This window comes from Actinomycetota bacterium (assembly GCA_014360645.1).
In the GTDB taxonomy this organism is placed as follows: Bacteria; Actinomycetota; Geothermincolia; order Geothermincolales; family RBG-13-55-18; genus Solincola_B.
This window is the reverse complement of sequence record JACIXD010000015.1, coordinates 21,200-37,571: the sequence shown is the minus strand read 5'-3', so window position 1 is coordinate 37,571 and position 16,372 is coordinate 21,200. Positions and strand designations below refer to the sequence as shown.

The window sequence follows — 16,372 nt, the reverse complement described above, 5'->3', positions numbered from 1 at the left end:
TATAACCCCGGCGTGCCGCCTGAACTGATGTTCTACCAATGGGACCGCGCTCGCGCCGCAACGCGCTTCGTCCGCGGCGCCCGGGAAGGGTTTCAGGCAGGGCGGGAGACCGCCTCCGCCTCCGCGGGCCTGGGAGAGCTCGCTCCTTCCTGCGCCCTCCTCCTCTGTATCCCGCGCAGGGCCTCCAGCGCCGCGCGTCTCACTCTGTCACTGCGGTCCTCCACGTAGGCCTGGAGGATATCGCGGCACTCGTCGCTTCCGATCCTTCCCAGGGCAAGGGCCGCGGCGGCGCGCAGCTCGCTTCTGCCCCGGGCCATGAAGGGAAGCAGGGCTTTCCTGCGCAGGATGCGCTGGCAGTAGGGGATGGCCGAGCGGTCGCCGATCTCTCCCAGAGCCCAGAGGGCTGCCGCCTTGACGGCGTTGGTGCGCCGGCGCTCTTTCTTGAAGCTGCGCGGGGGCTTGATGATGTCCATGAGCACCGGGGCCGTGGACACGTCGCGCAGGTAACCCAGCCCGATACAGGCCTCCCGCTGCACCTGCTCGTCCCGGTCCTCCAGCGCCTCCACCAGGAGCGCCACCGTCTCCGCGGTGCGTATCCTGGATACGGCCTTGATGGTCTCGCGCCGCACCTCGGGGTTCTGATGGCGGATGAAGCGCGCCAGGGACTGGATGATGGAGCGGTTGCCGATCTCGGCGAGGATGGAGACGATGTTGCGGTACATGTGCCAGGGGTTGTATTTCTCGAGGTCGTTTATCAACCCCAGGATGGCGTCCTTGCCGATGTTCTCCAGGGCCTCGAAGGTGACCCTCTTCACCAGCAGGTCCTCGCTGTCCTTGAGCACCTGGATGAGGGGCTGGATGGATTTGTCCTCGAACTTGATGAGCAGCTCCGCCACCTCGGTGATGGTCTGGATGTCGCCCTCCCTCAGGATGTTGGCCAGGTTCTCAAGCACCTCGGGGCTGGCCACGGTGGCCACCGCCTCCAGGGCGGTGCGCCTCTGCTCCGGCTTGCGGGTGTCATCGGCGCTGTTGTGGCGCCAGAAGGTGTCGATGATCTCCAGCGCGGCGTCGTATTCCCGGGAGAGGATGAAGGTCTGGGCCAGGCTGGCCAGGCAGGAGGCCAGGGTGGTATAGACCTCGCTGAGCTCCCGCTCTCTCTCCAGGCGCTCCAGGAGGCGGTCCTTCATCTCAAAGGCGACGGGGAACTCCTGCAGCCGCTTGCTCATCTCCAGGGCGGCGGGTATGTTCCGCAGGGTCTCCGCCGTCTTCAGCCTGATCTCTGGGCTCATGTCCTCCAGGTTGTCCAGCAGGTTCTCCAGGAGCTTGAGCACCGTCTCGTGGCGGCGCGCCCGGTACAGTTTCTGCATCAGGCGGGGGATGTTCTCGTCGATGGTGATGTCCCGGGTGAGCTCGTCGATGTCCAGGGTGAGGCCCTCGCTCACCAGCATGTTGCTGATCTGGTACACCAGTGTGCTCGCCCCCGCGCTTCCCCTTTCCCTCCCGGAGCCGTTGACGATCTTCTTCCACATGTCGGCCTGGAAGATGCGGTCGCTTATCCGGGACTCCCAGGGCTTTCCCACCGAGGCCTGATATATCTCGTCGATGAGGGCGGAGAGCGCCTCGTAACGCAGCTCCTGTTCGGGGGAGAAACCGACTTCCGGGTCCTCCACCACCCGCTGCAGGGCTTCGTGCTCGCGGATGGTGCTCTCCAGGAGGTCCAGTGCCTTGTTCTCGCGCAGGCTGTCCAGGATGAGGCGGCGCAGCTCCAGCTCGCGCAGGGCCTCGGGCTTCTCGCGCAGCAGGTATCCCTTGAGCTCAGAGGGTTCCAGGAAGGCGGCGGCCTTGGCGATCTCATCCACGTCCATGCGCCGCAGCTCGTCGTCGTCCAGCTCCTTCAGGAGCAGGGCGCTCCTCTCCAGGGTGCGGCATACCTCGTCCAGGGCCGCCTCCGGGTCCTCGATCTCCACCACGATCTCCCGCACCGCCTGGCGCAGCAGAAGTCCCAGACGAGGCGGGTTGCCGGTGATGTCGCGGATGGTGTCCTCGCCGGCCTCCGCGCGTCCCGTCTTCCCGGTGATGTAGTTCACGAAGCGCTCGTCCTTGAGCTTCTCGTTGAGGCGCGCGAGCTCTTCCTCCCGGAAACGCCCCTCCTCCCTCTCGCCCTCCTCCGTGGCTATGACCTCGTCGTCGGCGACGGACACGAAGCGCTTCTCGTTCACCAGGATATGGCCGCAGCCATGCCGGGCCACCTCCTCCGCCAGCCCTCCCAGCTGCCGCAGTTCCTCGGGTTCCCTGGCCATGATGTAGAGAAACCTCAGGAACTCCTCCTGGTCCATGCCGGCCGAGAAGGTGATGCTGTAGATATCCCTGCGGCGGAGCCCGTCGAGGAAAGAGAGCACCGGGGGCCTGACCTGGTCGCGGTCGTGTAGCTTCTCCCCGTTCACCAGCAGCAGGTTGTCCGCCTCGCCCAGGGTGAGCTTGCCGGTCTGGGAGAGGAGGGGTTCCATGCGGGCATAGGCCGTTTCCACCGAGGCGGAGATCATGTCGCTAGTGGGCGGGTACATGTGGATGTTGATCATGGCGGCGTTGAGGGCGATGAGGAGCTCGACCGCCCTGCGCGCCAGCTCGTCCCCGGCGTCCGTCACCACCCGGTCCTCGTCCATCTCCCCCCGGTCCTTTCGCCAACCCTTCTCTAGCTATATTTTATCGACCGCGCCGGGCGCCTACATTAGCGGTCCCCGACGGGTGCGGATCTCTCCGGCGGGGGAGAAGGAGGCGCGGGACCGCGCGGCCGCCGTTCAGGGGACGATTACCGAAAGACGGGGAAGAGCGGCGCAAAACCTGCCATAATAGCCCTATGACGGAGATCGTGCGACTGGACAGAAGCGGGGAGGATACCGCCCTCGAGCGGTGCGCCGCGGCCCTGGAGGCGGGCGATCTGGCGGTGCTTCCCACCGATACCGTTTACGGGCTCGCCTCCCGGGCCGACGCGCCCGCCGCCGTCGCCTCTGTATTCGCCGCCAAGGGAAGGGACAGCGCCAAGAGCCTGGTGGTGATGGTGGGAGACGCGCGAGAGGCGCTGCGCCTCGCGGTTCCCGAGGACCGCGCATCCCTGGGGCGGCTCGCGGCGCTGTGGCCGGGTCCCCTGACGGTGGTGGTGAGGGCTGTGGATATCCCATGGAGGGAATATCTCGCTCCGGGCACGGATACCCTCGGCATCCGCGTCCCCGCCCATGCCTTCCTGCTGCGGCTGCTCCCGCGCAGCGGCCCCCTTGCGGTCACCAGCGCCAACCTCTCGGGAAGGGACGCCCCCCGTTCTTTCGCCGAGATAGATCCCGTCTTGCTGGAGCGGGTGGCCATCGCCCTGGACGCGGGGGAATGCGGCTCGGGCACGCCCTCCACGGTGGTGGAGATCAGGGGCTCGGAATACGCGCTCCTGCGGCGGGGGGAGATCGGCGAGGACATCATATCCGCGCTGCTGCGCGGGGAGGGACCGGCGGCCGCGGAGCGGGACGCCGGCACGGAGGAAAGGAAAGGGTTTTGATCGACATCCTCTTCGTGTGCACCGGCAACATGTGCCGTAGCCCCATGGCGGAGGCGCTCTTCCAGGAGCGCTTGCGGCGCGACTACCCGCACCTTGAGCCCTTCGTGCTGGCGCATTCCGCCGGCACCTCGGCGGTGGAGGGCAATCCCGCCACCTCCTCGGCGGTGCAGACCATGGACCTGTGGGGCATTGACTTGGAGAGCCACCGCGCCAGCGAGCTGACCCCCGGCCTCCTGCGCGGGGCCGACCTGGTGGTGGTCATGGCGCGCGAGCATCTGCTCTCCATAGGCAGGCTGGAGCCCGACGCCCTTGAGAGGAGTGTGGCCTTGAAACACGTAGCGGGGGTGGAAAAAGAGCTCCTGACCGAGCTGGGCGAGGGGCCGGTGCTGGACGAGGAGGAGGTCAGGAGGCGGCTGGGGCGGACTCTGGAGCTGCTGCGCGGGCTCTCGCCGCAGGACGGTTTCCTGGCCGATATCGAGTCGGGCGCCTCTGATATAATTGACCCCATTGGCGGCTCCCTGCGCGTTTACCTGGGAGTGGCGGAGGATATAGACGGTTCCCTGGAGGGGGCCATGCGGGTCTTCTTCGGCGTGCCCCGGGCACAGGGTTGATGCTCCACGTCCACCGGCATGGCGGGGACGGCCGGAAATGCGCGAAGGGACGGGCGGCGGCGGCGTGGTGGCGCCTCCGCGGCGAGGAAGGAAGGGCGCGATGAGAGTCGCACTCGGTTGTGACCACGCGGGGTTCGCTTTGAAGGAGCTGGTCTCCCGCTGCTTGCGGGAGGCGGGACACGAGGTGTTGGACCAGGGGACCTTCTCCGAGCAATCCTGTGATTATCCCGAGTTCGCGGAACGCGTGGCGCGGATGGTGTCCTCCGGCGAGGCGGAGAGGGGGGTCGCCATCTGCGGGACGGGGATCGGTATGGCCATGGCCGCCAACAAGCTGCCGGGGGTGCGGGCGGCCGCCTGCAACGACATCTACACCGCTCGCTACAGCCGCCTGCACAACGACGCCAACCTGCTCACCCTGGGAGCCAGGGTGGTGGGGCCGGGGGTGGCGGAGGAGATCGTGCGCACCTGGATGGAGACCCCCTTCGAGGGCGGCCGCCACGCGCGCAGGTTGGAGCGGCTGGCGGAGATGGAGGCTCGACACGGAGGAAGGAGACCATGAGCGGCCTGGACGAGGTGACGAGGGTGGATCCCGAGATCGCGCAGGTGATCCGCAACGAGCTGGAGCGGCTGCGCAACAAGATAGAGCTCATCGCCTCGGAGAACTTCCCGTCCCTGGCAGTGCTGCAGGCGGCGGGGAGCGTGCTCACCAACAAGTACGCCGAGGGTTATCCCGGCCACCGCTGGTACGGGGGCTGCGAGTGCGTGGACGTGGCCGAGGAGCTCGCCGTCGCGCGGGCCAAGGCACTCTTCGGGGCGGAACACGCCAACGTGCAGCCGCACGCCGGCGCCCAGGCCAACACCGCGGTCTATTTCTGCGCCCTCAAGCCCGGGGACACCATCCTGGGCATGGAGAAGACGGCGGGTGGACACCTCACCCACGGCACCCCGGCGAACATCAGCGGGACCCTCTACGACGCCCACTTCTACGGCGTGGACCGCGAGACGGAGATGCTCGATTACGAGCAGATAGCGGAGATCGCCAGGAGGTGCCGGCCCCGCCTCATCATCGCCGGGGGCAGCTCCTATCCCCGGGACATCGACTTCGCGGCCTTCCGGGCGGTGGCGGACGAGGTGGGCGCCATGCTCATGGTGGACATGGCCCATTTCGCCGGCTTGGTGGCCGGGAAGGTGCACTCCGACCCGGTTCCCCACGCCGAGTTCGTGACCACCACCACCCACAAGACCCTGCGCGGTCCGCGCGGCGGCATGATCCTCTGCAAGGAGCGTTTCGCGCAGGCCCTGGACCACGCCGTGTTCCCCGGCGTGCAGGGCGGGCCCCTCATGCATATCGTGGCGGCCAAGGCGGTCGCCCTCCACGAGGCCTCCCAGCCCGAGTTCGCGGAGTACGCCCGCCAGGTGGTGAGCAACTGCCGGGCCCTGGCCGCGGCCCTCGAGGAGAGGGGCATGCGTCTGGTGAGCGGGGGCACCGACACCCACCTCCTGCTGGTGGACCTCAGGCCTCTGGGAATCACCGGCAAAGAGCTCGAGGAAGCCCTGGACGCGGTGAAGATAACCGTGAACAAAAACAACATACCCTTCGACGACAAGCCCCCGGCGGTGACCAGCGGCATCCGCCTGGGCACGCCGGCGGTGACCACGCGCGGGATGCGCGAGGATGAGATGGTGGAGATCGCCGACCTCATCGCGCTGGTGGCCGGGAACCCGGGTTCGACGCAGGTCATGCACGAGGTGCGGGAACGGGTGGAGGAGCTGCTGGCCGGGTTCCCGCTCTACCCCGAGCTGTAACGTCAGGCCGCGGTTTTCCCGGGGAGGCAGGCGGCGTCATGACCAGACCGAGCTGGGAGACCTATTTCATGTCCATAGCGCGGCAGGTGGCCACGCGCTCCACCTGCCTGCGCCGCCAGGTGGGATGCGTCATCGTGCTGCAGAAGCGCATCGTGTCCACCGGTTACAACGGGGCTCCATCCGGGCTGCCCCACTGCGAGGACGTGGGCTGCGTGCGCGAGGAGCGAGGGGTCGCCTCCGGCGAGAGGCACGAGCTGTGCCGGGGCCTGCACGCGGAGCAGAACGCGGTCATCCAGGCTGCCCTCTACGGCACGGCGGTGGGGGGCGGCAGCATCTTCTGCACCCATAAGCCCTGCGTGCTCTGTACCAAGATGCTCATCAACGCCGGCATCAGGCAGGTCTATTACGCGGAGGGATACGAAGACCCCATGGCCGACGAGATGGCGCGCGAGGCGGGGATGGCCGTCACCCCGCTGCCGGAGGAGGACGGGGATTGATTTATGTCTTCGCCTTCGTGGCGGCGCTGGTGCTCTCGCTGCTCCTGACCCCCCTGGCACGGCGCGCCGCCGTGTGGCTGGGCGCCATAGACATGCCCCACGACCGCAAGGTGCACGAGCAGCCCACCCCCACCCTGGGGGGGATGGCCATCTTCCTGGCCGTGGTGCTCTCCCTGCTCATGGCCAAGGTCCTGACCAGTTTCTCCGCCCCCTTCGCCAAGCCCCTGGGGATGGTGGACGCACTGTCCTCGGCCCAGCTCCTGGGGATCATCCTCGCCTCCACCTTCATCGCCGTGCTGGGCGCCTTGGACGACATGCGCCACCTCTCCCCTTGGATGAAGCTCGCCGGCCAGATCATGGGAGCCCTCATCCTGGTCTCATTCGGGGTGGAGATAACCACCCTGGCCCTGCCGCGTGGCAACGTCATCGACCTCACCGCGAGCCCCGTCCTCTCCATCCTCCTCACCGTGGCCTGGACGGTGGCCTTCACCAACATCATCAACCTCATCGACGGCCTGGACGGCCTCGCCGCGGGCATCTCCCTCATCACCGTGGCGGCCTTCTTCTTCTACGGCACACGGGTGGGGGCGGACCCCAACACCCTGCAGGCCATGGTCATATCCGCCGCGGTGGGGGGGGCATGTCTGGGTTTCCTCCGTTACAACTTCAACCCCGCGAGCATTTTCATGGGCGACTCGGGGGCCCAGTTCCTGGGCTTCGTCCTCGGCGCCATCAGCATCCAGGGCATCCTGAAGCGCACCGCGGTGGCCACCATGTTCACCCCCCTCATCATCCTCGCCGTGCCCATCGCTGACACCGGTCTGGCCATTCTCAGGCGGGCGAGGAAAGGAAAGCCCTTCCATCACGCGGACAAGGAGCACATCCACCACCGGCTGCTCTACATCGGGCATTCGCAGCGGCAGGCGGTCCTGATCATCTACCTGTGGACGGCCCTCCTCACCGGCATCGCCCTCTCCTTGGAGTTCGTGGCCTCCAAGACGGTGGTGCTGGTGCTTCTGGGGGTGGGGGTGGGGGTGTTCCTGGCCACCACCCTGCCGCGCATCGTCATCGGCAGCCGCGAGCTGGACCGGGAGGAGGAAGAGGCCCCCGTGGAGGAGGAAGGCGAGGGGGATTGACCGCCGGCATGGCGGCGGCATCCGGCACCGGGGATCGGGAGAAGGGGCCGGCCTGCCGGGGCGAGATGTTCCGGCCGGGTGGGCTGAGCGCTCAGGCGGCGCGGATCGTCCTCGGAACCCTCCATGCGCCGCATGAGATCGTCGCTACCGCGGATCCCATGAGGGCGGGGGGATCCGCCTTATTCGCGTGAACCCGATATAATAGACATCACTAATGACTTTTTAGTATATTTACACTATCCGTTGAAAGGTGTTGATAAGGTTGCCGAAAAGGAATATAAATGTTGGCGATTCGCCTTGGGGGCAGGGAGAGGAGCACGGACAGCGGAACGGGAGTGAAGGACATGTCGCAGCAGGGAAACGGCAAGAACGGGGCGAAGCTGACCCGCAGGATGAGGCGCAATTTCTACCAGGCCTTCGGGCCTCCCACCTTCCCCCTCTTCATGGTGGCGGGGGGATGGATACTCAAGAGCATCGGGCCGCGCATGCCCTTCATCAAGTTCGCGCGGCCGGACAGGTTCTCCTACCACCTTCCGCCCGTGAAATCGCGCGCCTATGAACGCTTCTACCGCAACATCATCGACCGCGGGTTGGGCAGGGAATGGGGGCCCCATGCCGTGACCATCGCGGTGACCCAGGACTGCAACGCGCACTGCGTACACTGCAGCGCCTTCCGGCGCAGCCGTGAGGGGACCCTGACCACGGGACAGTGGTGCGAGGTCGTCGACCAGTGCGCGGAACTGGGCATCACCGACATCATCATCACCGGCGGCGAGCCCCTGCTGCGCCCGGACCTGGACGTGATAATCCGCCGTATCGTGGAGAACGACTGCGTCGCGGATATCTTCACCAACGGGTCCCTGCTCAGCGAGGAGAACCTGGACAAGCTGAGTACCGCCGGCTGCGACACCATCTTCGTGAGTCTGGACAGCCCGGTGCCGGAGGAACACGACCGCCTGCGGGGCGTGCCCGGCCTTTACCAGCGGGCGGTGGAGGGTATCGAGCGTGCGGTGGCCCGCGGCATGGCCGTCGGCGTCTCCACCTATATGAACCGCGAGTCTATTGCCAGAGATTACCATCACAGGTTCCTGGAGCTCTGCCGCGAACTGGGGGTACGCGAGCTCACCGTCTTCGACCTCGTGCCCACCGGAAAGTGCATCAAGGAGGACGAGCTCATCCTCACCGACGCCGAGCGCGAGAAGTTCCGGGTCATCCACGAGGAACAGTGGAAGGACTTCAAGGGGCCCAGAGTATGCCTGATGTGCCACGTCAACGACCCCCATATCATGGGGTGCTTCGGGGTCAAGTGGCAGATCCATATCACCCACAACGGCTTCGTGACCCCCTGCGACTTCAATCCCCTGCACTTCGGCAACGTCAAGGAAGAGCCGCTGTGGGACATCTGGCACCGCATGAAGGTGCACCCCGAGTACGACCGCAAGACCATGACCTGCCGTATGCAGGACCCCGAGTTCCGCAGAAAATACATCCATAAGATCCCGGAAGGGGCGGAGTTGCCCTTCCCCATCGATATGGTGGACCGCGAGCACCGCGAGGCGGCCGCCAGGTAGGAGTCCCGCCCCCTGTCTGCCCGCCCCGCACCCCTCGGTCGCGCCCGGAGTGGCGGGTGCGGGGGGCGTAGGCGCGAGATGAGCGGAACGAGCTTTTCATCGCGGAGCCCCGGCAGGGCGGAATCCCCCTTCCCCGTCGACATGGTGGGCTGTGAGCACCGCGAGGCGTCCGACAGCAAGCGGCAGCGGTTTCCAACTTTCGGATAATCCATTACAATTGACCTGTCGCTTGAGGCTGCGTTTTCAGGCGCGGGGAGAGGTCGCGTATGCAGACAAGGATCGCTTTCATAGGGTTCAACCAGGCCTGTTCGCGCCTGGCGAAGCTGCTGGCCGAGGGCGAGGGCAGCGAGGTGGTGGGACTCCTCTCCCGGGGAATCCCCTCACTCTGGCCCGAGTCGTTGGATCCCCCCGCCGTCTTCACATCACGCAGGGACCTCTTCCGTACCGCCGCGCCCGATCTGGTGCTGGTGGCCGACGAAGGGGTGGGGGAGCTCAAAGGAATCCCTGCCCACTGCCAGGTGCTGGACGCGCGCGACGGCTCGCCCCTGGCGCGGCTGCTGGAGTCCCTGCCGGCCGCGGGGCATGCGGCGCAGTTGAGCCGGGAGGCGATATACGGCTTCATGGACATCTGCTCCGGCGTCAACGTCATCGAGGCCTACACCGACCCCCTTCCCAAGCTCGCCCAGCTGCTGGACCGGGCCATGGCCTTCTGCGGCGCGGCGCTGGGCATGGTGCTGCTGCCGGGAGCGGCGGTGGACGAGCTCAAGGTGGTGCTGGCGAGGGGCGAGGCGGCGGAGGCCCTGGTGGAGGAAACCCTGGACGCCAGGACCTCCGTCTGCGGCGCCTCCTTCGACTCGGGCGCCGTGATCCAGGAGCGTCTGCGCCCGGAGCACGCGGAATACGGTCACCTGGCGGATACCGGGATAGGAAGCCTCATCGGGTTGCCCCTACGCGCGGAGGGAAGGGTCGTCGGCGTGCTCGCCCTGGGGATGGAAGAAGAGGAGCTGGAGGCGTTGAAGATGCCCGTGCTGGCCTTGGTCGCGGACCAGGCGGCCCTCACGGTGCTCATCGCCCGTCTCTATTCCGAGCTGGAGACCAACGCGGTCAGGGATGCCGCCAGCGGACTGTTCAACCGTGAATACTTCATCCACCAGGTGAAAAGGGAGGTCAGCCGCGCCCGCCGCTACAGCCTCAACATCTGCCTCCTCTTTTTCGAGATCGACGACTACGAGGGTTACGTGGAGCGCAACGGGCGCTACCTGGGGGACCTCGTCTTGAAAGACCTGGGCGCCGTCGTCAGGCGCAACACGCGGGAGGTGGACACCGCGGCGCGTTACGGAGAGAGCCTCTTTGGGGTGCTCCTTCCGGAGACGAGGCGCCTGGGGGCCATGCGGCTGGCGGAACGCATCCGCAAGGTGGTGGAGGAATACCCCTTCCCCTCGCGGGTCAGGAAAGAGGTGGAAAGGCTGACGGTCTGCGTGGGGGTGTCGTCGTACCCCGCCAATGCCGACAACGATACCGACCTCGTGAACCGGGCCCTTGCCGCCCTAGCCGCCGCCAGGGCGGCAGGTCCCAACAACGTGCGCTTGTACTCTGACGACCTGGGGGCGGAGTCCGCCTGAGGTAGGCCGCCGCCCCATTCCATGCCTTGGTGGGTGAAGGCTCAGACCACGGGCTCGAGGTCCCGGTACTTGCGCCGCAGACCCCAGACCACCTTCAAGCCCTCCCAAAAGATATCGGAGTCCATCTTGGACTCGCCGCCCTTGCGGTCCACGAAGATGATGGGGACCTCCACGATGCGGAAGCCCAGCGCTTCGGCAACGAAGGTCATCTCGATCTGGAAGGCGTAGCCCTGCGAGGTGACGCGGTCCAGGGGGATGGCCTCCAGCACGCGCCGCGAGTAGCAGCGGAATCCCGAGGTGGTGTCCACCGTCCTGGTGCGCGCTACCATCTTGGTGTAGAGGTTCCCGCCGCGGCTGATCAGCCAGCGGTAGAAGCTCCAGTCGGGAGCGCCCCCTCCCTTGATGTAGCGCGACCCCACGGCGGCGTCCGCCTCGCGAGCCGCGGCGTAGAGGCGGGGGAGGTCGTCGGGGTTGTGGGAGAAGTCGGCGTCTATCTCGAAGCAGTACTGCGCTCCCCTCTCCAGTGCATAGCGGAACCCGGCGCGGTAGGCGGTACCCAGCCCCCCCTTCCCCTCCCGGTGCAGGACCTCCACCCGGGGGTCCGCCGCGGCTATGCGGTCGGCTACCTCCCCCGTCCCGTCGGGGGAGTTGTCGTCCACCACCAGGATGCCCAGGTCCAGTGGCTGGCGCAGGATGGCCTCCACGATGCGCTCGATGTTCTCGCGCTCGTTGTAGGTCGGCAGCACCACGGTCAGTTCACGCATGCGACGATTATAGCACCCGGGGGGTGCGGATGGGCCGTTGCGACCCTAGTCGTACCAGCGGTTGCGTCCCCGCTTCCATCCGTGCTCCCCCACCAGGGGGACGAAGACGCAGGACCCCTTCTCGCTGCGCGTGAACCCGCCGCCCTCGCGGCGGATGACCGTGAGCATCTGCATGCCCGAGGGCCCAACGGGGATCACCAACCTTCCCCTGTCGGCCAGCTGCTCGGCGAGGGGCTGGGGGACGGAGGGAGCCCCCGCGGTGACGATGATGCCGTCGAAGGGGGCCTCCTCTGGCCAGCCCAAGGTGCCGTCGCCCACACGGAGGTGGAAATTGCGGTAGCCGAGGGAGAGGAGGCGGCGCTCCGCCTCGCGCGCCAGCTCCGGGATCTTCTCCACCGTGTACACCTCGCGCGCCAGCTCACACAGCACTGCGGCTTGGTAGCCGGAACCGGTGCCCACTTCTAGAACCCTGGAATCTTCTTTCAGCTCGAGGAGCTCCGTCATCCAGGCCACCATGTAGGGCTGACTGATGGTCTGTCCCTCTCCGATGGGGAGGGGCGAGTCGTCGTAGGCGCGGTCCGCGAGGTGGGCGGGGACGAAAAGGTGGCGCGGGACCTTGCGCATGGCCTCCAGAACGCGGGGATCCTCGACGCCGCGGGCGGCGATCTGCTGCCTGACCATGGCCTTGCGTGCCTTGGTAAAATATTCCTTATCCATGATGCCGGAGATGCCTTCAGGGTTGCGGCGGCGGCCGCGGGATCCCTCTCGTCTCCTCATTCCCTGTCCACGAACTTGGTGATGGTGACCACCGTGCCGCTGCCGGGGCTGGAGTCGCACTCGAACACGTCCACCAGGCTTCTTATCAACGGGATCCCGAATCCCTTGCCGAGGAGGTCTTCGCGCTGGCGGTCCAGCACGCAGGCGGGGTCGAAACCCGGCCCGCGGTCCCGTACCTCGACGGTTAAAAAACCGTCTCCCGCCAGGTAGCGTACCAGTATGGGAGGCCTGGTGGCTTCGCCGTTGCCGGTGTGCACGATGGCGTTGGTGCACATCTCGGAGATGGCGATCTTGAGGTCGTCGATGCTCTCCTCACTGAAGCGCATGCGCCGCGCTATGGAGCCGGCCAGCAGCCGGGCCAGCCCCACGTACTTCGCCTGCGCCGGCATCTCCAGCTCGAACTCGGTGGTCTCCTCTCGGGGCAATATCATGCCTCCTCGGCTTTTGCGTGCATCTCTTCCCTGGAAGCGTAAATCGGGAAGACCTTGGTGAGCCCGGTGATGCGGAAGACGCGCAGGATCTTTTCCTGGCTGCAGATGATCCCCAGCTCGCCGCCGTGGTTCCTGACCCTCTTCAGGCCGCCCACCAGGACGCCCAGGCCGGTGCTGTCGAGAAAGGCGACCTTTTCGAGGTCCACGACGATGTGGTAATGTCCCTCCTCCACGAGGTCCTTGATGGTATCGCGCAGCTTGTAGGCGCTGTATACATCGACCTCTCCGCTCAAGGCGATGAGGGAGCGTCCACCCACGCTCTCCACCGCGACGTCGAGGACGGTGCCTCCTCTCTCCTCTTCTACCATGCTCTGCTCACCGTTGCTCCGGGCCGGAGCCCTTCGGGGGCATCCGGCTACCTGGGCTTTGCGGGCCGCTTCACCGTGTTGCCGCACTTGGGGCACTTGGCCTGGTCTTCGCCGGGCTCGATGGTGACGCGGTTGTTGCACTTTGGGCAGAGAACCCGCAGTACTTCGACGCTCGTCTTCTCATGGCCGTGAGGTCCCCGCACCATTTTTTCACCTCCGAGTGATCGTCAGGCCGGATACTTTCCGGCGGTGGTGAGGTCCATGCATTATTTACCCCTAACCCCTCGTCTTGAAACCTCCGCGCCGCACCTCTTTCCCGCCGGCCCGGCGGAGGCCCTTCCTCCCCGTCCCCGGCCGCGCCTCCGCCGGGCCGGAGGGAGCGCTTTATGGTAAACGGGTGTTTACAGGTAAACGCATGTATACTATAATAGGCCGGGGAGGTGAGAGGAGATTGGACGAACTCACGCCCAGGCAGGAGGAAGTGCTCGGCTTCGTGCTGGAGAAGCTGGAGCGCAGCGGGTACCCTCCCAGCGTGCGGGAGATATGCGAGGCCCTGGGGATGTCCTCCACCCGCGGTGCCCAGCGCCACCTGGAGGCCCTGGAGAGGAAGGGCTTCATATCCCGCGCCCCCGGCGCGCGCGCCATCCAGGTGCGGGGAGGGTTCAGGGAGGCGGCGTCCTACCTTCCCCTGGTGGGCGAGGTTCCCGCCGGCCCCCTGCGGTACGCCTCCGAGGAGGTGGAGGAGTGGCTTCCCGTGCCCGCGCGCTGGGGAGGCCGGGGACGTTTTATCCTGCGGGTGAGGGGCGACAGCATGGTCGGCGACGGCATAAAGGACGGGGACCTGGTGGTGGTGGATCCCCGCCCGGATGCGGAGGACGGCGAGGTGGTGGTGGCCCTGGTGGACGGCGAGGCCACCGTGAAGAGGCTGCGGCGGCGTGGGAAGGCGGTGGAGCTGGTGGCCTCCAACCCCGCCTATCCTGTCCTGCGGGTGGAGCGGGGCGAGGCGGAGGTGAGGCTGGCGGGGAAGGTGGTGGCGCTGCTGCGGGAGCGGATCTGACCCGCCCCCGCCTCGCCGCGGCCGGGTTCTGCGCCCGCATGGCCGCGAGGAGCGGGCGGGGGACGGAGAGAGGCATCCAGGGAGGGCGCAAGAGGCTCTCCCCGCTCGAGACCCCGGAAGGGGAGCGGAAGAAAGGTCCCGCCCCGCATGGCCGCGAGGAGCGGGCGGGGGACGGAGAGAGGCATCCAGGGAGGGCGCAACGCCCTCCCTGCCTTCCTCGCGAAGGGGATAGGCAGGCGCGAAGTCGGCGCGCGTCGCCCGGGAGAGGAGTGGTTCGGCATGGTGACCCTCATAGAGGAGCCGGTGGACGTGGCGGCGGTTTTCCGCGGCGGGAAGCTGCGCCCCACCGCATTCCTCTGGCGCGGCAGGAGGTACGAGGTGCGGCGGGTGCTGGGTACCTACCGCGCCATGAAGGGGCGCTACCTGGAGCTCTATTATTCGGTGATGAGCGACAACCCCGAGGTGTACGAGCTCCGCTTCTCCACCGAGGGCATGAGCTGGAGCCTGGTGCGCGTGCACGGAGAAGGTTAGGTGCTGGCGGCCGAGGTGACCGTCGAGGCAGGAGAAGGGACGACGTACGGATGACCCAGTTCGTGATGCACGGTCTCCTCCGCCCCGCCGACCAGGGCAGGGCGAGGGAGGGACGCTGCGTGCTCCACCTGGACATGGACGCCTACTTCGCCTCCGTGGAGCAGAGGGACGTCCCCATCTACCGCGGTCGTCCCCTCGTGGTCTGTCACACCTCCAGCGATTTCTGCTCCCACGGGGTGGTGGCCACCGCCTCCTACGAGGCCCGTCCCTGGGGGGTGAAGGCGGGCATGTCGGTGTGGGAGGCGCGTTCGCGCTGTCCCCGGGCGTGCTTCGTGCACGCCGACATCCCCAAGTACCTGGACAACGCCCGGCGCATCCTGCGCATCTGCGAGCGGCGCTCGCATCGGGTGGAAGTCTTTTCCATAGACGAGGTCTTCCTGGACCTCACCCCCCTCCTGCGTTCCCGCCCCGCGGGGGAGGAGCGCTGGGAGGAGGCGCGCAGGCTGGGCGCGGCCCTGAAGGAGGACATCCGCCGCGAGCTGCGCCTCACCGCCTCCGTGGGCATAGGCCCCAACAAGCTGGTGGCCAAGATGGCCTCCGAGTTCCAGAAGCCCGACGGCCTCACCGTCATCCGGCCGGAACAGCTCCCGGACGTCCTGGCCCCCCTGCCCGTGGACAGGCTGGTGGGGGTGGGAGCCCGCATGCGCCGCAACCTCCGCGCCATGGGCATCGAGACGGTGGGGGACCTGGCCCGCGCCCCGCGTGAGGCGCTGGAGTGGCGGTTCGGGATCATGGGGCGCCTGCTGTGGAGGGCGGCGCGGGGGGAGGACGACAGCCCGGTGACGCGCAGCGGGGAGGTCCACGAGGTGAAGTCCTTCGGGCACAGCCTCTCCCTGCGCGGTGGCACCGACGACCCGGAATACCTGGAGAACACCCTCCTGGGGCTGGTGGACGCGGTGACGCGGCGCATGCGCCGCGACGGATACCTGGGGAAAACGGTCAACCTGCGCCTGCGGGTGGGGTACGCCATGGGCTACGCCCGCGCCAGGACCCTGGAGGAATACACCGACCTCCCCTCCCCCGTCTATGCCGCGGCGCGGGACCTGCTGCGCCGCGAGGCCGCCTCGGGGCTCTGGAAGGAGCCGGTGACCACCGTGGGGGTGTCCGTCTCTCAGTTGCGCCGCCGCGAGGAGGGGAAGCAGGTGACCATCTGGGACTGCCTGGACCCGCGCGAGGAAAAGCTCACCGCCGCCCTCGACGCCCTGCGTGACCGCTACGGGGAGGGGGTGGTGACGCGGGCCTCCCTCCTGGGCGACTTCGCGCTCTCCGGCATGAACCTCGCCCGCTGAGCGCGGAAAGAAAAGGGACCGAAGACGTCGCGTGCGGACCCTGCGGTGCTCGCGAACGGGGATGCCTGCGGGGCGCATATGGCGGCAGGGCCCGCGGATGCCGCCGCCGGAAGCCGGCCCCGCGAATGCCTCCGTTCCGGCAACGGGAGGAACCGTCGTGAAAGATGCTGCGTGCGGGTCTTGCGGCGGTGAACGGGTGGCGTGACCAACGAAGGCAATATATTCCATATACTGTAGATCGCGCGGAGAGAACGCAGACCGCGGGGGCGCCTGCTTCCCTCTCCCGGTGTGGGGAATCGCTCCTGCTC

17 protein-coding genes are annotated in these 16,372 nt (G+C 67.2%); 11 read left to right on the top strand and 6 right to left on the bottom strand.

Going from position 1 to position 16,372, the window contains the following annotated elements; translation table 11 throughout:
- Nucleotides 1-92: 92 nt before the first annotated feature.
- Nucleotides 93-2,663 (bottom strand): HEAT repeat domain-containing protein, encoded by a 2,571-nt coding sequence (locus H5T74_12540; GenBank protein ID MBC7231204.1) that lies wholly within the window; start codon nt 2,661-2,663, stop codon nt 93-95.
- Between the two features lie 194 nt (nt 2,664-2,857).
- Here H5T74_12540 and H5T74_12535 point away from each other — a divergent pair, with 194 nt between their 5' ends.
- The 8 genes from H5T74_12535 to H5T74_12500 all read left to right on the top strand — a co-directional run bounded on the left by H5T74_12535 (nt 2,858) and on the right by H5T74_12500 (nt 10,787).
- Complete coding sequence (locus H5T74_12535; protein ID MBC7231203.1) at nt 2,858-3,544, top strand: threonylcarbamoyl-AMP synthase; 687 nt, start codon at nt 2,858-2,860, stop codon at nt 3,542-3,544.
- Nucleotides 3,541-4,155, top strand: coding sequence for a hypothetical protein (locus H5T74_12530; GenBank protein ID MBC7231202.1), 615 nt, complete (start codon nt 3,541-3,543; stop codon nt 4,153-4,155). The genes H5T74_12535 and H5T74_12530 overlap by 4 nt, the downstream gene beginning before the upstream one ends.
- Nucleotides 4,156-4,255: 100 nt before the next feature.
- Nucleotides 4,256-4,714: a ribose 5-phosphate isomerase B gene (gene rpiB, locus H5T74_12525; protein ID MBC7231201.1), complete on the top strand. Its 459-nt coding sequence runs from the start codon at nt 4,256-4,258 to the stop codon at nt 4,712-4,714.
- Complete coding sequence (locus tag H5T74_12520; GenBank protein MBC7231200.1) at nt 4,711-5,961, top strand: serine hydroxymethyltransferase; 1,251 nt, start codon at nt 4,711-4,713, stop codon at nt 5,959-5,961. Before rpiB ends, H5T74_12520 begins: the two co-directional genes overlap by 4 nt.
- Nucleotides 5,962-5,999: 38 nt before the next feature.
- Nucleotides 6,000-6,458 (top strand): cytidine/deoxycytidylate deaminase family protein, encoded by a 459-nt coding sequence (locus H5T74_12515; GenBank protein MBC7231199.1) that lies wholly within the window; start codon nt 6,000-6,002, stop codon nt 6,456-6,458.
- The gene (locus tag H5T74_12510) at nt 6,455-7,594 is read left to right on the top strand and encodes an undecaprenyl/decaprenyl-phosphate alpha-N-acetylglucosaminyl 1-phosphate transferase (protein MBC7231198.1); all 1,140 of its coding nucleotides are present in this window, start codon (nt 6,455-6,457) and stop codon (nt 7,592-7,594) included. Before H5T74_12515 ends, H5T74_12510 begins: the two co-directional genes overlap by 4 nt.
- A gap of 281 nt (nt 7,595-7,875) precedes the next feature.
- Nucleotides 7,876-9,165 (top strand): radical SAM protein, encoded by a 1,290-nt coding sequence (locus H5T74_12505; protein MBC7231197.1) that lies wholly within the window; start codon nt 7,876-7,878, stop codon nt 9,163-9,165.
- Nucleotides 9,166-9,431: 266 nt separating this feature from the next.
- Complete coding sequence (locus H5T74_12500) at nt 9,432-10,787, top strand: GGDEF domain-containing protein (GenBank protein ID MBC7231196.1); 1,356 nt, start codon at nt 9,432-9,434, stop codon at nt 10,785-10,787.
- Between the two features lie 41 nt (nt 10,788-10,828).
- On the opposite strand, the gene H5T74_12495 is transcribed toward H5T74_12500, so the two are convergent.
- Genes H5T74_12495 through H5T74_12475 form a run of 5 tightly spaced genes read right to left on the bottom strand, consistent with a single transcriptional unit; the run spans nt 10,829 to nt 13,333 of the window.
- On the bottom strand, nt 10,829-11,551 hold the full coding sequence (locus H5T74_12495) for a polyprenol monophosphomannose synthase (GenBank protein MBC7231195.1): 723 nt from the start codon (nt 11,549-11,551) through the stop codon (nt 10,829-10,831).
- A 45-nt stretch (nt 11,552-11,596) separates the two neighbouring features.
- The gene (locus tag H5T74_12490; GenBank protein MBC7231194.1) at nt 11,597-12,268 is read right to left on the bottom strand and encodes a protein-L-isoaspartate(D-aspartate) O-methyltransferase; all 672 of its coding nucleotides are present in this window, start codon (nt 12,266-12,268) and stop codon (nt 11,597-11,599) included.
- Between the two features lie 56 nt (nt 12,269-12,324).
- Entirely contained in the window at nt 12,325-12,753 is a 429-nt protein-coding gene (locus H5T74_12485; protein MBC7231193.1) for an ATP-binding protein, read from the bottom strand.
- A 2-nt stretch (nt 12,754-12,755) separates the two neighbouring features.
- Nucleotides 12,756-13,127, bottom strand: coding sequence for an STAS domain-containing protein (locus tag H5T74_12480; GenBank protein ID MBC7231192.1), 372 nt, complete (start codon nt 13,125-13,127; stop codon nt 12,756-12,758).
- Between the two features lie 47 nt (nt 13,128-13,174).
- Complete coding sequence (locus H5T74_12475) at nt 13,175-13,333, bottom strand: hypothetical protein (GenBank protein MBC7231191.1); 159 nt, start codon at nt 13,331-13,333, stop codon at nt 13,175-13,177.
- 245 nt (nt 13,334-13,578) lie between these two features.
- Here H5T74_12475 and lexA point away from each other — a divergent pair, with 245 nt between their 5' ends.
- The 3 genes from lexA to dinB all read left to right on the top strand — a co-directional run bounded on the left by lexA (nt 13,579) and on the right by dinB (nt 16,064).
- Nucleotides 13,579-14,184: a transcriptional repressor LexA gene (gene lexA, locus H5T74_12470; GenBank protein ID MBC7231190.1), complete on the top strand. Its 606-nt coding sequence runs from the start codon at nt 13,579-13,581 to the stop codon at nt 14,182-14,184.
- A gap of 147 nt (nt 14,185-14,331) precedes the next feature.
- A complete protein-coding gene (locus tag H5T74_12465) occupies nt 14,332-14,715 on the top strand; it encodes a hypothetical protein (GenBank protein ID MBC7231189.1) in 384 nt (127 codons plus the stop codon).
- Nucleotides 14,716-14,765: 50 nt separating this feature from the next.
- Nucleotides 14,766-16,064, top strand: coding sequence for a DNA polymerase IV (gene dinB, locus H5T74_12460; protein MBC7231188.1), 1,299 nt, complete (start codon nt 14,766-14,768; stop codon nt 16,062-16,064).
- Nucleotides 16,065-16,372 lie beyond the last annotated feature (308 nt).

What these genes read in the sequence shown, in the direction of transcription:
- H5T74_12515 (MBC7231199.1), top strand. Translation starts at nt 6,000, where the DNA reads ATGACCAGACCGAGCTGGGAGACCTATTTCATGTCCATAGCGCGGCAG.
- H5T74_12535 (MBC7231203.1), top strand. Translation starts at nt 2,858, where the DNA reads ATGACGGAGATCGTGCGACTGGACAGAAGCGGGGAGGATACCGCCCTC.
- H5T74_12465 (MBC7231189.1), top strand. Translation starts at nt 14,332, where the DNA reads ATGGCCGCGAGGAGCGGGCGGGGGACGGAGAGAGGCATCCAGGGAGGG.
- H5T74_12520 (MBC7231200.1), top strand. Translation starts at nt 4,711, where the DNA reads ATGAGCGGCCTGGACGAGGTGACGAGGGTGGATCCCGAGATCGCGCAG.
- H5T74_12540 (MBC7231204.1), bottom strand. Translation starts at nt 2,663, where the DNA reads ATGGACGAGGACCGGGTGGTGACGGACGCCGGGGACGAGCTGGCGCGC.
- H5T74_12495 (MBC7231195.1), bottom strand. Translation starts at nt 11,551, where the DNA reads ATGCGTGAACTGACCGTGGTGCTGCCGACCTACAACGAGCGCGAGAAC.
- rpiB (MBC7231201.1), top strand. Translation starts at nt 4,256, where the DNA reads ATGAGAGTCGCACTCGGTTGTGACCACGCGGGGTTCGCTTTGAAGGAG.
- H5T74_12500 (MBC7231196.1), top strand. Translation starts at nt 9,432, where the DNA reads ATGCAGACAAGGATCGCTTTCATAGGGTTCAACCAGGCCTGTTCGCGC.
- dinB (MBC7231188.1), top strand. Translation starts at nt 14,766, where the DNA reads ATGACCCAGTTCGTGATGCACGGTCTCCTCCGCCCCGCCGACCAGGGC.
- H5T74_12480 (MBC7231192.1), bottom strand. Translation starts at nt 13,127, where the DNA reads ATGGTAGAAGAGGAGAGAGGAGGCACCGTCCTCGACGTCGCGGTGGAG.
- H5T74_12505 (MBC7231197.1), top strand. Translation starts at nt 7,876, where the DNA reads ATGTTGGCGATTCGCCTTGGGGGCAGGGAGAGGAGCACGGACAGCGGA.
- H5T74_12490 (MBC7231194.1), bottom strand. Translation starts at nt 12,268, where the DNA reads ATGGATAAGGAATATTTTACCAAGGCACGCAAGGCCATGGTCAGGCAG.
- H5T74_12475 (MBC7231191.1), bottom strand. Translation starts at nt 13,333, where the DNA reads ATGGTGCGGGGACCTCACGGCCATGAGAAGACGAGCGTCGAAGTACTG.